This is a genomic window from Proteus sp. G2609 (assembly GCF_963896135.1).
In the GTDB taxonomy this organism is placed as follows: domain Bacteria; phylum Pseudomonadota; class Gammaproteobacteria; order Enterobacterales; family Enterobacteriaceae; genus Proteus; species Proteus mirabilis.
On sequence record NZ_CAWQNB010000009.1, the window covers coordinates 91,001 to 107,463 of the forward strand.

The 16,463-nt window shown below is 40.8% G+C and carries 10 protein-coding genes; 7 read left to right on the forward strand and 3 right to left on the reverse strand.

The window, feature by feature from the left end; genetic code table 11:
- Positions 1–84 precede the first annotated feature (84 nt).
- A complete protein-coding gene (gene ettA / locus AACV01_RS03650; protein ID WP_004248950.1) occupies positions 85–1,752 on the forward strand; it encodes an energy-dependent translational throttle protein EttA in 1,668 nt (555 codons plus the stop codon).
- Between the two features lie 96 nt (positions 1,753–1,848).
- Here the strand turns inward: ettA and AACV01_RS03655 are convergent, their stop codons facing one another.
- On the reverse strand, positions 1,849–2,640 hold the full coding sequence (locus AACV01_RS03655) for an energy transducer TonB (protein WP_004245235.1): 792 nt from the start codon (positions 2,638–2,640) through the stop codon (positions 1,849–1,851).
- 171 nt (positions 2,641–2,811) lie between these two features.
- On the opposite strand from AACV01_RS03655, the gene AACV01_RS03660 reads away from it, so the two are divergent.
- From AACV01_RS03660 to AACV01_RS03680, 5 genes are all read left to right on the forward strand, one after another.
- Positions 2,812–3,360, forward strand: coding sequence for an RNA polymerase sigma factor (locus AACV01_RS03660; RefSeq protein WP_004248947.1), 549 nt, complete (start codon positions 2,812–2,814; stop codon positions 3,358–3,360).
- Positions 3,350–4,363 carry a FecR family protein gene (locus AACV01_RS03665; RefSeq protein ID WP_012368855.1) on the forward strand — a complete coding sequence of 338 codons (1,014 nt, stop codon included), beginning with the start codon at positions 3,350–3,352 and terminating at the stop codon, positions 4,361–4,363. The genes AACV01_RS03660 and AACV01_RS03665 overlap by 11 nt, the downstream gene beginning before the upstream one ends.
- A gap of 103 nt (positions 4,364–4,466) precedes the next feature.
- Positions 4,467–7,217, forward strand: coding sequence for a TonB-dependent receptor (locus AACV01_RS03670; RefSeq protein WP_161682450.1), 2,751 nt, complete (start codon positions 4,467–4,469; stop codon positions 7,215–7,217).
- Positions 7,218–7,279: 62 nt separating this feature from the next.
- Positions 7,280–8,989 (forward strand): ABC transporter ATP-binding protein/permease, encoded by a 1,710-nt coding sequence (locus AACV01_RS03675; protein ID WP_020945167.1) that lies wholly within the window; start codon positions 7,280–7,282, stop codon positions 8,987–8,989.
- Positions 8,979–11,777: a M16 family metallopeptidase gene (locus AACV01_RS03680; protein WP_161682452.1), complete on the forward strand. Its 2,799-nt coding sequence runs from the start codon at positions 8,979–8,981 to the stop codon at positions 11,775–11,777. Before AACV01_RS03675 ends, AACV01_RS03680 begins: the two co-directional genes overlap by 11 nt.
- 116 nt (positions 11,778–11,893) lie before the next feature.
- On the opposite strand, the gene AACV01_RS03685 is transcribed toward AACV01_RS03680, so the two are convergent.
- A complete protein-coding gene (locus AACV01_RS03685) occupies positions 11,894–12,310 on the reverse strand; it encodes a DoxX family protein (RefSeq protein ID WP_004245241.1) in 417 nt (138 codons plus the stop codon).
- A 269-nt stretch (positions 12,311–12,579) separates the two neighbouring features.
- Here AACV01_RS03685 and AACV01_RS03690 point away from each other — a divergent pair, with 269 nt between their 5' ends.
- Positions 12,580–14,598 (forward strand): oxidoreductase, encoded by a 2,019-nt coding sequence (locus AACV01_RS03690; RefSeq protein WP_161682454.1) that lies wholly within the window; start codon positions 12,580–12,582, stop codon positions 14,596–14,598.
- 138 nt (positions 14,599–14,736) lie between these two features.
- Here the strand turns inward: AACV01_RS03690 and sstT are convergent, their stop codons facing one another.
- Positions 14,737–15,990 (reverse strand): serine/threonine transporter SstT, encoded by a 1,254-nt coding sequence (sstT, locus tag AACV01_RS03695; RefSeq protein WP_004245243.1) that lies wholly within the window; start codon positions 15,988–15,990, stop codon positions 14,737–14,739.
- Positions 15,991–16,463 lie beyond the last annotated feature (473 nt).

Sequence of the window (16,463 nt, forward strand, 5' to 3'; positions counted from 1 at the left end):
CATTGCTTATTTACATTTTTTTGTGTCTAACGCAAAAACTGACACTTCAGATAAAATCTCTTTTATAATCAAAGGGTAATTATAGTGGCTCAATACGTTTATAGTATGTTGCGTGTCGGGAAAGTTGTTCCCCCTAAGCGACATATCCTTAAAAACATCTCACTCAGCTTCTTTCCGGGCGCGAAAATTGGTGTGCTTGGTCTAAATGGTGCCGGTAAATCAACCTTACTGCGTATCATGGCCGGTATCGATACCGATATCGAAGGTGAAGCACGTCCACAACCGGGTCTAAAAATTGGCTACTTGCCACAAGAGCCAAAATTAAACCCACAACAAACAGTGCGTGAAGCCGTTGAAGAAGCGGTAAGCGAAGTCAAAAATGCACTCAATCGTCTTGATGAAGTGTATGCCGCTTATGCTGATCCTGATGCTGATTTTGACCAACTGGCAAAAGAGCAAGGTCAGCTAGAAGCGATTATTCAATCTCACGATGGTCATAATCTTGATAACCAATTAGAGCGTGCAGCAGAAGCACTACGTTTACCAGATTGGGATGCCAAAATTGAACATCTTTCTGGTGGTGAACGTCGCCGTGTGGCTATCTGCCGTTTACTGTTAGAAAAGCCAGATATGCTGTTGTTAGATGAACCGACTAACCACTTGGATGCTGAGTCTGTTGCTTGGTTAGAACGCTTCTTACATGATTATGAAGGTACTGTTGTGGCGATCACCCATGACCGTTACTTCCTTGATAATGTCGCAGGATGGATCTTAGAACTTGACCGCGGTGAAGGTATTCCGTGGGAAGGTAACTACTCCTCTTGGTTAGAGCAAAAAGATGCGCGTCTTGAACAAGAAGCAGCCACTGAAGCCGCTCGCCATAAATCAATTCAAAAAGAACTTGAGTGGATCCGCCAAAATCCTAAAGGTCGTCAGGCTAAAGGTAAAGCTCGTCTTGCTCGCTTTGAAGAACTCAATAGCGTTGATTACCAAAAACGTAATGAAACCAGTGAGCTATTTATTCCACCTGGACCTCGTTTAGGGGATAAAGTGCTAGAAGTGAGTCACCTCACTAAATCTTATGGTGATCGCGTTCTGATTGATGATTTAAGTTTCTCCATTCCTAAAGGCGCTATCGTCGGTATTATCGGTCCAAATGGTGCCGGTAAATCAACGCTGTTCCGTATGATCTCAGGTCAAGAACAACCCGATTCAGGAACCGTGACTTTAGGGGAGACCGTGAAACTGGCCTCTGTTGATCAGTTCCGCGATAGTATGGATGACAGCAAAACGGTTTGGGAAGAAGTTTCTGGTGGTCAAGATATTATGCGCATTGGTAACTTTGAAATCCCAAGTCGCGCTTATGTGGGCCGCTTTAACTTTAAAGGCGTTGACCAAGGTAAACGCGTTGGCGAACTGTCCGGAGGTGAGCGTGGACGTTTACACCTTGCGAAACTTCTCCAAGTCGGCGGCAATATGTTGCTGCTCGATGAACCGACCAATGATCTGGATGTTGAAACGCTACGCGCCTTAGAAAATGCGCTATTAGAATTCCCAGGTTGTGCTATGGTCATTTCCCATGACCGTTGGTTCCTAGACCGTATCGCCACCCATATCATCGATTATCAAGATGAAGGTAAAGTCGAATTCTTTGAAGGTAACTTTACTGAATATGAAGAGTATAAAAAACGGACATTAGGTAACGAAGCTATCCAACCTCGTCGCATGAAATATAAACGCATCACTAAGTAATCATTATTTAGCTGAACGCAAAAAAGCAGAGCTCACCCTCTGCTTTTTTATTATATCTCTTTACGTTTTATTGGTTTACACTATTCAATGACGATATTAACTACTTTGCCGATAGTCAAAGCTCAAGGGCGCAATAAATGAGAAAGAGCCGTTAACTAAACGGTGGCTTTCAGGTGCCGGAAATGGCGATGCCCGTTTAATAGTGTTAATCGCTTCTTTATCAAGGATACGATTACCAGACGAGGTTTGTATACTCACATCTAATAACTCACCTTTTGCATTGAGCGAAATTTCAACTTGTGTCACTCCCGTCGCTTTAAAACGTAATGCTGCACGAGGGTAACGTTTATACATATCAATATGGCTATGGACTAAACTTTCCCACCCCATTTGGCCACTGCGAGATGATGAAGCGGTACTGGTAAAATCAGCACTACTGGTCGCGTTCTCACCCGATAACGGGGCGGTTGTGGTATCTGCTGGCGCTTCTGAAACGGGAAGATCATCAGGCACTTTTACCACGACAGGCTTAGGCTTAACCACGGGTTTCACCTTTGGCTTTTCCGCAACTCGCTCATAAGTTCCCTGTTCGACTACAGGCATTTTAGGCACATCAAGTTGCTCTTTCATCGGCTCTGGCTCGGCAGCTTCTGGAACTGACATCACCTGTTCAGGCCCAACAGGAACCTCTTTGGGTTCTGCTTTTGCCAATTGATAAAGCCCCACTTGCATCGTCATTGCTGGAGGTAAAACCGCATATTGCTCATCTTTCGTCGTTATCCAACCTATAGCAACAACAACCAAGGTGACATGAAACACAATACTGGCAGTTAATCCACCAATAGAAAAGGACCAACGGCGTGGAAAAGTCGCCGACATACTACTCATAATTCTTGCCTCTGATTTTCTTTCTAATGAATTATAGGCATAATACAAACACAAATGATATTGCTTATTATTAATAATACAATAAAAAATTAGCTAAATATTGATTATAAAAATTCCTTATTAGAAGCAGTAAGAGCTTATTATTTCACTCTTTTTTAGACACCAGAGACTATGACTAGCGATAAATCATTAGCACAAAAAATCAGTTGTGCCTACCAATCAACCTATGGTCAGCTTGTACGTTTTTTCCAAAAACGCACGGGTAATCACCATGATGCGGATGATTTGTCTCAAGATGTGTTTACACTATGGCTAAATCGAAAAGAACAAACTCCTGTCCAAGAGCAGCGTGCTTTTTTATTTAAAATAGCGAACCACGTTTTGATCGATCATTGGAGGAAAAACCAAAAACAAAAAAATATCTATCAAGAAGATTATCAATTAGAAGATGCGGTACAGACCTATACGACAGAGCTTGATCCCGGGCACGTCCTTGAGCATCAACAGCGTTTAGATTTACTGACACAAGCTATTGATACTCTTCCTCCCCGCCGTCGAGAAGCTTTTATTCTTTATCGCTTTGATGGATTATCACAAAGCGAAATTGCAGAACAAATGGAAATTTCGATAAGCATGGTAGAGAAACATATTGCCGCAGCACTATTACATTGTAAAAGATATGTCGATGCAGGACAGGAGAAATGCACCAATGACGAGTAAGTCGGGAAATCAACCTCACACAGATGAGGCGCCTGCAACGCTTTTGGCAGATACCCATGATCAATTAAGCCAGCAATCTATTGATGAACAAGCTGCGCTTTGGTTCACCCGTCAACATAGTCAGCAAATGAGTTCACAGCAACGACAAGCCTTTAAACAGTGGGTAGCAGATAAAGATAATCAACAAGCTTATCAAGCTATCGCGGAAATTTGGCATAGTTGTGAAGCCTTACCACGCCCTACTATTGTGCCTATAGAAAAAAGGAAATCTTCACTCTGGCGCCCCTTTATTCACACTACAGCCGCACTCTGTTTAGTTGCTGTGTTATATCTTCCTTATAGTCATTTACCTGCCCTGTTAATGGATAATATGACCTTAGCCACCAGCAATTTTCCTAAAGAGATGACCCTCGCAGATGGCTCTAAAGTTTTTTTAAATAGAAATACACAGGTACGCGTCTCGTATGTCCAAACCCAAAGACGCCTTTGGTTAGATAAAGGTGAGGCTTATTTTAAAGTAAAACCCAATCCTTATCGGCCATTTTATGTCCATGCTGATGAGCGATTAATTAAAGTTGTCGGTACTGAATTTGAAGTGAGTCGTTATCAAAATAATCAAATTAGTGTCGCCGTACATGAGGGCATTGTTGAAGTTAAAGCCACAGAAAAATCCCCTGCGACTTACCTATATGCTGGCTCTCAAGCAATTAGCCAATCAACCGATAATCAATTTGTCATTTCCTCAGTCAATGCTGATTCTGTAGGAAGCTGGCGTTTTGGGCAACTCCATTTCTTTGAACAACCACTTGGTGACGTGATCACTAAATTAAAACCTTATCTGGATATCAACGTTCATATCTCATCAGCCGATGTAGCCAAAATAAAGGTATCAGGTGTGGCAAATATTAATGACGCGAAAAGCTTTATTACTGCACTTCCGCTACTTTTACCGGTTAATGTTATTTTTACTGATAAAAATAATGTGTTAATTATCAATAAGTAAAAATAAACATGAAAAATATTCTTTTTTACAGGTGAGGATAATTCTCATTTCACCCTCTTACTTAGTAACAAAAATTATTAAGTCTATGAATGGGATTGGTGAAATGAGAATAAATAATAAAAAAAGGCCTCTAAAAAGGTCGCTACTCACATTATTAATAACGGCTACCGTGGCAGCCCCTTATAGTTATGCGGCAACCCTATCAGTCTCTTTACCAGAGCAATCTTTAGCTGATTCTTTAAACACTATCGCTAAACAAGGTCAGGTACAAATTCTGTTTGATGCCAACGCAATAAAAAACTTACGGGCTCCTGCACTCTCTGGTCAATATGAAACCCATACCGCATTACAAAAGGTGTTAATCGGTAGTGGTATGGAAATTATTTCACAGGGAAATGGCTTTGTTATTCGTCCATTAGCAACAAGCAGTACGATTGTGATCCCTGAAGTTAAAGTCACAGGGGTGGGAAGCAGTTATCATCCTGCTACAGATGTTGTTTCAGCACCACAATACATCACCTCTGAAGAGATAAAGCAACGTAATACTGGCGATGGCAATGTCACCGACTTACTTAAAAGTAACCCTGCGGTTCAATTTGCAAATAACGATAGCAACTCGATGAACCAAGGTGAAATTAAGCCCTCACGTATTTCTATTCATGGCTCCAGTAGCTATCAAAATGCCTATAAACTTGATGGCGTCAGTTTTAATAATGACTTTGATCCGGCAAATTCGGGCAATGGTGAAACCAATACCCGTATTACCAGTGATGAGCAAGGGATGTATCTTGATAGTCGACTTATTGATAGTGTCACCGTTTACGATAACAATATTCCCGTTGAATTTGGCGGATTTACTGGAGGCACAGTTGAAGTACAAAGTCGTCGTTGGTCTGGTGAAACCCATGCCAATGCCTATTACCGTACTACCCGTTCAAGCTGGAATAATATTTTCACCGATCCCAAATTAAAATTTGATACTGCAAATAATGATTTTAGTAATCCAGCCCGTTTCCAGAAAAAATATGATAAACAAAACTATGGCGGTTGGTTTGAAACAGGTTTAACGGAAAATACAGGATTAATTTTCTCAGCTTCTCGTCGGGAATCAACCATTCCGATGATGATAAGTGCTGAAGGGGGAATTGTTCACACCCCTGAAGGCGAATTAGAGCATGTATTACAAAGCCCACATTATCGTGATCAAACGCGTACTTCAGATAACTACTTTATCAAATATTCTTGGAATATCTCTGATAAACAATCTTTTGATCTATCAAGTAATATTGCCCGCTATAAGAGCTATCTGTTCTCCAGCTCTGTGTATAACTCCGGTTATGATAATGAGCATAATGGACTCAGTTTTACCGCCCTTTATAAGCATCAACTTGCGCTAGGAACCTTAGAGTTAACCGCAGGTTATCAAAATCTGGAAGATAAACGCACCAATGATCAAGACTACTTTATCAAAGTAGAAGATTACACTGATTGGCAACACCCTGATCAAGTCTCCAGTGGTGGCCAAGGTGATCTGCGTAGTAAACAAGAAACCTATAGCGCCAAGAGTATTATGCGTTTTGATCCCATCGTGTGGGGTACCGTCACTCATCGCCCCACCATCGGATTTGAAATTAGCCGCACCAAAGGCGCTTATATTCGTGATAAAACCTATTACAACTATACCTATCGTGGCATGACGGTCAATGATGAATGGATGGGAAGCTTATCACAAACGACGCGTTTTCTAGCGGGTACCCATAATGCGTCTTATACCAATTATTCATTTTTTATTGACGATAATATTCAATATAAACGCCTCACCTTACGTCCCGGTGTACGTTTAGATCGTGATGATTTTGTACAAAAAAACAACCTCTCACCTCGTTTAAGTGCTACTTACGATATTTGGGGCACAGGTAATACTTTAATTATTGGTGGGGTAAACCGTTACTATGGACGTTCAATGCTCACTTACGCCCTTTATGGTGCGCAAAATGCCGGTTTACAACACTGCTATTTTGACTGTCAAACATCGGAGGAGAAGTGGACTAATCGTACCGACTTTGATGGTGTTGATTCACTAAAAACCCCCTATAACGATGAATTCACTTTAGGTCTACAACAAGAGATAGCCTCAACCACTTGGCGTTTACAGTATGTGCATCGCAATGGTCGTGATGAGGTGCGTAGTGATACTAAATATCCAGACTCAACCATTGATGAGAAACGTGCTATTCGCCACTTCAATAATAATGGTCGTAGTACACACGATACCTTAACGCTCTCCGTGAGAAATAGCCAACCATGGGAGCTTGCTAAAGCCGACCACGTCTTTAATGCTTCGATTAGCTGGCAAAAAAGCAAAACCAATACACCAAAAGACTCAGGTTATGCCAATTTTGATCCCAGCGTTCAAGGGATGAACTATGACAAGGTGTGGTATGGCGGAAAAATTATCAATGCCAAAGACTTACCTTCTGACAACTTTAACTCGCCGTTAAAAGTGACCGCTGAGCTAACCAGTGTTTGGGATGATGTAGGGGTGACTTGGTTTAACCGTTTGCAATGGAATGGAGCTCGTTCACAAGCAGAGAAAGCCAATAATGGTGCGCCAAAACCAAGTGAGTACGGCCCGCTATTTGAATATAAAAAACGTCATTACAGTAGTCGTTTTACTTGGGATACCAAGCTCAGTTGGCAGCCTGAATTTGCTTACGGTGTAGGCATTTCCGTTGAAGTGAATAACGTACTCAATACCAAAAATGTCAATGATTACATTACCTATCAAGATAAAGAGTACAAATCTTACGAGCCAGGTCGACAGTTCTGGTTACAAGTCAGCTATGACTATTAAAAATTGATGAAGTTAATGTGAGCAACCGAGTCAATAAACAATAAAAACATGACAAATAAGCAATGAAAACAATAAAACAATTTTTCTATTTGGTTTCACCTTTTTGGGGGCGGCGTGCCGCCCTTTACTGCTGGTTCCTATTAATTCTCTCTTTAACGTTAACCCTCTCATCCGTTTGGTTTAACGTCAAAATGAATGAATGGAATGGCAGCTTCTATAACGCCCTACAACAACTCGATGGGCAAGCCTTATATAAACTGCTTCAACAGTTTGTGATTATTATTGCCGGATTAATTACCGTAGTCGTGATGGGTGATTTCTTACGCCAAAAAATGATCATTCGCTGGCGTGAAGGTATGACAGAGCAAGTGCTTGAGCGCTGGCTATCAAAAAATAGTAAACACTATATGTTGCGGTTAACCTCGCAAGAGCCAGACAACCCCGACCAACGAATTGCTGAAGATATTCGTTTACTGATTGAATCGACAATGCGCTTAACAGTGACCTTTTTACATTCACTGTTAACGCTTATCTCTTTTGCCACTATTTTATGGTCACTCTCTGGTGCGCTCTCTTTCTCTTTAGCAGGCAAAGAGTGGAATATACCGGGTTATATGTTCTGGGCCTGTATTATTTATACCCTTATCGGGATCACCATCACCCAGCTCATTGGTTCTCCATTACGTAAAATCAATATGGATAAACAGCGTAAAGAGGCGGATTACCGTACTGCGCTTATCACACGTAAACAACATGGTGATGCTATTGCCGGTCAACGGGGTGAAATGAGCGATCGTCATGAACTGATGGGACGCTTTTTAGGGGTGATCCGCAACTGGAATAACCTTATCCGTTATGAAAGAAACCTTGCTTTCTTTACTGTGGGTTATCAGCAAGCCACGGCAATGGCGCCGATTATTTTTGCTTTGCCAAAATTCCTTGCCGGCGAATTAATGCTAGGGGGATTAATGCAGTTACGACAAGCCTTCTCCAGTGTTGCTGGGGCATTAAGCTGGTTTATCTTCTCCTATAAAGAGATTGCTGCATGGCAGGCAACGGTTACCCGTCTTTATCATTTTGTGGTGTTGTTAGAGCATGATCACCAACCTGAGATCACCGAATTAGATGATAAACAAACTAAGCTGACAGCCAATTTATCGTTGTTTATGCAAGACGATAGATTATTAATTAACAATATTCACTTTTCTCTCAAAGCGGGTGAATTGGCGGTAATTGAAGGTAGCTCAGGTATCGGGAAATCAACGCTGTTACGTGCGTTAAGCGGCCACTGGCCTTATTTTAAAGGAGATATTCAACGGGTAACCAATATCAGTTGGCTCCCACAACGTATGTATCTGCCTGTTGCCCGCTTAGATAGCTTATTAGCTTATCCTTGCCAAGCATCTCAGTTCTCACAACAAGAGTACCAAGAAGTGCTTCATTGGGTGGGGCTAGATAAAATAAAAAATCAGCTCTCACTGGAAACAGATTGGACAACACGCTTATCCGGTGGTGAACAACAACGTCTTATCTTTGCCCGTTTATTACTCAATAAACCCGATCTTATTTTATTAGATGAAACCACATCCGCTCTTGATGAACAAAATGCCCTACATATGTTGTTATTACTTAAACAGCATCTACCAACCTCGGGCATTGTCTTAGTCAGTCATCAGCGTTTCACTCACGCTATTGCCGAGCAAGTAATTTCATTACAAGCGCCGACTGCGTCCTCCTCTCAATCAGCTGGAGTTACTGAATATGTATCGTAAGTTACTGATTATCTCAGTCAGTTTATCACTTCTGGGTTGTGCAACAGGCACCTCGTCTGAGCATACCAATAATGCCCTTTCACTGCGCCCCGATATTCGCCATTTTACGCTTGATAATGGCTTAAATGTCTATTTGCTACAACGCCCACAAACGGGGGTTGAAATGCGTTTACTGGTGAAAAGTGGCTCGGTACAAGAAGATGAAAAACAACTTGGCTTTGCCCACTTTACCGAGCATATGGCTTTTAAAGGCACGACTCATTTTCCGGGAACAACTGGGTTTAAACAACTTGAAAGCCTAGGAATGAAGTTGGGGAGTCATGTTAATGCGGCAACTAGCTTAAACTCAACAACCTATAAATTATCCCTGCCTAATGCCAATCCGACCCAAATAAAAACAGGGTTGAGGATCTTGTCCGATTGGGCCTTTGGCATGACATTTGATCCCGTTGAGTTTGATAAAGAGCGTCCGGTGATCGTCGAGGAGTGGCGATTACGCCAAGGTATTGGTTTTCGTATTAATCGCCAACTTGAAGAGTTACGTTATTATGGCAGTCGTTATCTAGATCGTGATCCCATAGGGGACTTAGATATCGTTAAGCATGGTGATGTCAAAGAAGCAAAACGTTATTACGATACTTGGTATCAGCCTGAAAGAATGGCATTGGTGTTAGTGGGTAATTTTAATCAAGGTGATGCGATTGCTGATATTACCCAGATGTTCAATGCAAAAAATAGTGAAAACAAAGGCGTTGACTCTCCATCATGGCACAGCTTTATCGATAATAAAGATTTATTAGTAAAGACGATTTTTGATAAAGAGCAAGGCTCACGCATTGTGCAATTCACTCTACAGCGTACACTGCCTGCACCATTAAATAGTCGCCAAGGTCAATATGATGATTTAATGGACTCGTTGTGGCTCTCCATCTTAAACCAGCGCTTTTCAACCATTGTTGATAATGGGTTAGTGCCTTCCGTCAGTGCCAATACACTAGGTGCGATGTTAGATGCCCGTCGCTCACAACAATTGATGATTGCCCATCCTAAAGGGGATGATTATCAAGGTACATTAGATATTCTATTTACTGAGGTACAGCGTTTAGCCTCACAGCCAGTATCTCAGCAAGAGTTAGATAATGCCCGCAATGCGCTGTTAAAACGTCTTAGCCAACAAGCTGCTGGTGAAGAGCGCTATGAGCATGGTTATTTAGCTAACCAAATTACTACGGCACTTGAATTAGAAATGCCAATCCAAAGCAAAAAGCAGGCGTTAAACTTAAGTTATCAACTAATAAATAACGTTACACCTGATACCTTAAAACACTATTTTGCCCAATATCTAACACAAGCTTCACCACGAGTGGCAATTATCGGCCCAGATAGTGATAGTCAGGTATTTAGTGCCACTAAAGCCTCGCAACGCTGGCAAGAGATTAGACAATCTGATCCCGGTGCGTTTACATTGAAAACCCATGCGGTGGTATTAGATATTAAACCTGAGCAAACCGGTACTGTTGTCACCACACAAACACTTCCGATTGAAAAAACACAGCAATGGACACTGAGCAATAACGTAAAAGTTATTATTAAAAATGACCAGTGGCTAAAAGACAATATCCAAGTATCACTGCGTATTCCCGGAGGTGTTTCTCTGGAAACAGGACAAAGTTTAGGCTTGGTACAGTGGGCATTAAACTTACCAGAAGTGAGTGGATATGGGCATTACAACGCAAGAGAGTTAGCGTTATTTAGTAAACAGCATCAAATCAGTTTGCGTCCATACAGTGAGTTGTTATTCCACGGCTTGCGTGGCGAAGCGCCTATTGATGAGTTAGACACCTTGTTGACCTTATTGCATTTAAAAGTGACGGCACCACAATTTAATGGGCAAAAATTAGAGCAACAAAAACAAGCAACAGCATTAGGGATCGCCAAAACACCGGTTGAACGTATTTTCTTAGATCATATTAATAAAGAGAGCTATCAAAACGGTGAGCGTTTAGTAATTTCGCCACAAGGCCCTTGGCAACAGTTTACCGCACAACAATTACAACAAACGAATCAATCACTTCTAGGACAGCCTGCCGATATGGTATTGGTGATTAGTGGGCCTATTAACCTAAATCAGGCCAAACCGATGATCGAACGTTGGATTGCAACGCTACCGACACGTTCATCGCAACGTCTATTTTGGGCTGATCCGGCGATTAATCCCAAATTAAGCTCATTTAATAAAACCTACCCTATTGCCAGTAGCGATAAGAGTATGATCAGTATTCAATACGCAGCCAAAGCCCAATGGTCACAACAGCAACTGTTAGCACTTAACTTGCTTGATACCGTTGTCAGCCAACGTTTAAGACTTAATCTTCGTGAACGAGCCGGCGGGATCTACTCGCTAGGCTTTTCTGAGTCACTAACCAAGCTGCCAAGTAGTTTTTATACCGGACGTTTAAACTTTACCGCATCACCACAGCGGGCAGATGAATTAATTGCACTTGCGCGTAAAGTGGTCAATGACGTAAAACAAGCGGGTATTACCGATAAAGAATTACAAGAGGCAAAAAATATTTGGTTAACTGAATATGGGCAAGCCAAAGAGAGTGCTAGCTATTGGACTGATGCACTTGCTCAAGTGGCAACAGATGACCAACAATATCAACGACTATTAACTGAGACTGCGATTGTCAACGGAATAAGTGTCAGTGATGTTAATCAAGTTGCTCGTCAGTGGTTGGGTGAAAATGAAAAAATCTTCAAACTAACACCACCAACAAAGCAATAAATTTCTATTTATCACTTTAATAATAAACGCCCAGCATATCTTTATTCTGGGCGTTTATTCATCTAACCTGAATAACTTAGCAATGTTTCATTCAATATTATTGTCTATTAAATTTATTAATCTTTTTTGAGCGCCCAACGACCACTACCCAAAAACATCACCGCAATCGCAGCAAACATATAGAAGCCAGCACTTTCAGGTGCCCATCCCCCCGTTTTGGGATCTAAGGCTAAAAGATCACCGGAATGTACCATCAGCACCGCAACCCCCATGGTTGCCGCCACAACAAATGCTGAAAATCGAGTAAATAAACCGATAATCAGTAAGATAGGACATAGAACTTCACCCAGTAATGTGCCATAAGCAATAAATGCAGGTAAGTTAATATTTGCCAACATTCCCTGTATACCGGCAAGTCCTCCTGGCTCCATTTTGTGTAATCCGTGTAATAACATTAAGACACCTAGCGAAACACGTAAAACAAACTTACCTAAATCGGGGTGGTTTGTAAGCTGATTAAATTTATTAATCATAACGTCTCCAAAATCAACAATGTGATGGGCATTTTTAATACGTATTAATGGGTATTTATTATTATATGATTAAAAAATATGAATGAGTGCAATTTTTATTATCATTATTTGTTATGGTTGACGAGGCATTTAGATTATTATCGTTTAATTAGGAGCTATTCACCTTTTCCATGATTAAGATCACAACTTATTAACATAATCAACTCTTAATCAGCAACTTCTCGTTATGCTATAGATATCTCATCTGACCAGTATAAAAAAGGTATCTGATGGCACACTATTCTTATTTATTTACTCCCCTTGATTTAGGGTTTACTACGCTTAAAAATCGTATTTTGATGGGCTCGATGCATACCGGACTAGAAGAAGATCCACATGATGCACCTAAGCTTGCTGAATTTTATGCTCAAAGAGCTGCAGCAGGGGTGGCACTTATTGTCACCGGTGGGATCTCCCCTAATAAGCAAGGTGTATTGTTGCCACATGCAGCAACGCTAATGTCAGAAGATCAACTCGCTTCTCATCAATTAGTCACTGATGCGGTACATAAACAGGATGGGAAAATCGCTTTACAGATTTTACATACTGGTCGTTATAGTTATCAGCCTAATTTAGTCGCCCCTTCAGCGATCCAATCGCCTATCACCCCTTTTATGCCCCAAGCAATGAGTCATGAGCAGATAGAACAGACTATTGAAGATTATATTCATTGCGCTAAGTTGGCTCAGAAAGCAGGCTATGATGGTGTTGAGATCATGGGGTCTGAAGGCTATTTAATTAACCAGTTTTTAGTAAGTCATACGAATCAACGCGATGATCAATGGGGTGGCTCTATTGAAAATCGTTGTCGTTTTGCATTACGTATTTTAGCTGGCATAAGAGAAGCTGTGGGTGAACACTTTATCATTATCTATCGTTTATCAATGTTAGATTTAATTACCGAGGGAGCTAATGCCTCAGAGGTATTTTATCTTGCTCAAGCAGTAGAAAAGGCCGGAGCAACCCTAATCAACAGTGGTATTGGTTGGCATGAAGCCCGTATCCCCACTATTGCCACTATGGTACCAAGAGGACAATTTGCTTATGTCACTCGCCAATTGATGGGAAAAATCAACATTCCTCTTATCACTTCTAATCGTATCAATACACCTCAAGTGGCTGAAGCTATTTTAGCGGAAGGCTGTGCAGATATGGTGTCTATGGCGCGTCCTTTTCTTGCCGATCCGCAATTCGTATTGAAAGCGCAACTTGGTCGCGAGGATGAGATAAACACCTGTATTGCCTGCAACCAAGCCTGCTTAGATGAGATATTCAGTGGTCACCCAGCATCTTGTCTTGTAAACCCTTTTGCCTGTCGAGAAACAGAGCTTATTTTAACCCCGACTCAAGCCCCTAAAAAAATTGCTGTCGTTGGCGCAGGCCCCGCAGGATTAGCATTTGCCATTACAGCAGCTAAACGTGGTCATCATATTACTTTATTTGAAAAAGAAGACCGTATTGGTGGACAACTCAATATTGCCAGTCAAATTCCGGGTAAAGAAGAATTTAAAGAGACATTGCGCTACTTTAAGCGGCAATTGCAAATCACGGGGGTGATCGTAAAAAATAATACGGAAGCGACACTTTCCCATCTGAAACATTTTGATGAAATTATTTTAGCCAGTGGTGTTATCCCTCATATTCCAGAGATTGATGGCCATGATAATCCGATAGTAAAAACCTATCTTGATGTCCTTAAATATCATCAGCCAACCGGCGAAAAAGTGGTGATTATTGGCAGTGGTGGTATTGGTTTTGACACTGGCCTTTATCTTACCCAAACAGGCCAATGCAGTAGTTTAAGCCCTTGTGCATTTAATAAAGAGTGGGGAATTGACCCAACACTTACGCATCGCGGAGGGATCACCTCAGCCGATCCTTTTATTAAAAAAGACAAACAGATTGTTATGACGCAACGTAAAAGTGGGAAATTTGGCTTAAGTTTAGGCAAAACAACAGGCTGGATACATCGCTTAACATTGCAGAAAAAAGGGGTCAAATGGCTAACGGGCTGCCATTATCAAAAAATTACCGAACAAGGAGTAATAATTGAACATAATGAACAACAGCAACTGCTCGCAGCTGATAGCGTGATTTTATGTACCGGACAACAACCTTATCGTCCGCTACTGCAAGCGTTACAACAAGAAAATAAAACCGTCCATCTTATTGGCGGGGCAAAAGAGGCTAAAGCATTAGATGCCAAACGAGCCATTAAGCAGGGAACAGAATTAGCACTTACTATTTAACATTCGATTTATCATATCAATAACCAGAAACCCCATATAGTTTCCTATATGGGGTTCTGTTTTTATTATTAATTTTTGTTGTTACTTACTACCCTTCCTGTCTTACTACTCTTTATATCTATTTACTACTTATACTCTTTAGCCATTATTTTTTTCAGTTAATGGATTGGCAACTAAACGCTCATCTTCGGCTATGCAGACCGTTGCGGTAAATAGCACATCAGTTGATGAGTTTAATGCAGTCTCTGCTGAATCTTGTAAGACACCAATCATCACACCTACCGCAACTACTTGCATCGCCAAATCATTACTAATACCGAACATGCTACAAGCAAGCGGAATTAACAGTAGCGAGCCACCAGCAACCCCTGATGCACCACAAGCACAAATAGCAGCAACAAGGCTTAGCAATAAGGCTGTTGGAATATCCACAGGCATACCCAAGGTATTTACCGCAGCAAGTGTTAAAATAGTAATAGTGATTGCCGCTCCCCCCATATTAATGGTCGCACCTAATGGGATCGAGACAGAATAGGTATCTTCATTTAAATTCATACGACGACACATTGCCATATTCACCGGAATATTAGCCGCTGAACTACGCGTAAAGAAGGCAGTAACACCACTTTCACGTAAGCAAGCCCATACTAATGGATAAGGATTACGGCGAATTTTCCAAAATACAATCAATGGGTTGACAACGAGCGCAACAAACAGCATACAACCAATTAAAACAAGTAAGACATGCAAGTAGCCAGCTAAAGCTTTAAAGCCAGTCGTAGCAATGGTTGATGATACCAAGCCAAAAATCCCGATTGGCGCTAAACGGATCACCACACGCACAAGGTTAGTTACCGCATCTGCAAAATCTTGTGTTAATGCTTTAGTCGTATCACTTGCATGGCGTAACGCTAAACCTAAGCCAATAGCCCAAGCTAAAATCCCCATATAATTGCCGTTAATCAGTGCATCTACAGGGTTAGCCACCACATTAATTAATACACCTTTTAAGACTTCAGCAATATTTTCAGGTGGCGATAGTTGTGAATTATTGACAACTAGCGTTAATACTGAGGGAAACACAAAGCTTGCCACTACTGCTGTTAGTGCAGCAAAGAAAGTCGCGAGCAGATAAAGCACTAATATGGGACGTATACTGGTTTTTTGTCCTTGACGGTGGTTGGCAATCGAAGCCATAACCAATACCCAGACTAAAACAGGCGCAACGGCTTTTAAGGCACTAATAAATAAGTTACCTAATAAGCTCATCATTTTAGCCACTTCTGGTGCTAACCAAGCCAGTAAAATACCCGCAATTAAACCAGCAAGTATTTGTTTAACGAGACTTCCCTGAAAAAGCAGGTTAAGTACTCTGGATTGTTGTTTATCCATAGTTATTCCATTACTTAAAATAATATTTAAAAAAGCAATTGTGTGCTTGCTTTTGCCAGTATAAGGAAATGAATCTTGCTGAAAAGCTTATTTTGCAAAATATACATCATTAGCTATTTTTGTTAACAATAAAATAACACAATTGTGATCATAATAGGATTTTGTTCTTTTTAACGTACAGTCCACAAATGAAAGAAATTATTATTATCATAAGGTTAGATTTAATCGTTAAATAAAAAACTAACTCTTATACTATTTACCTTGATTTTTCTTAATCACTTGATGAGTTTAATTTTAACTTTTTAATAACATTTCAATCAGTTTAACTAGCCAATTGGCAACTTTAAAACACTTTTTTTGATGAATAAATAACCATGACATTAGCTTCAATCAGCAAGGAAAAATAATGCTTTTTTATCTCAGTAAAACATCATCATAGTAATTCTATTATTACGTTTTCTTAAGGTTTTTTC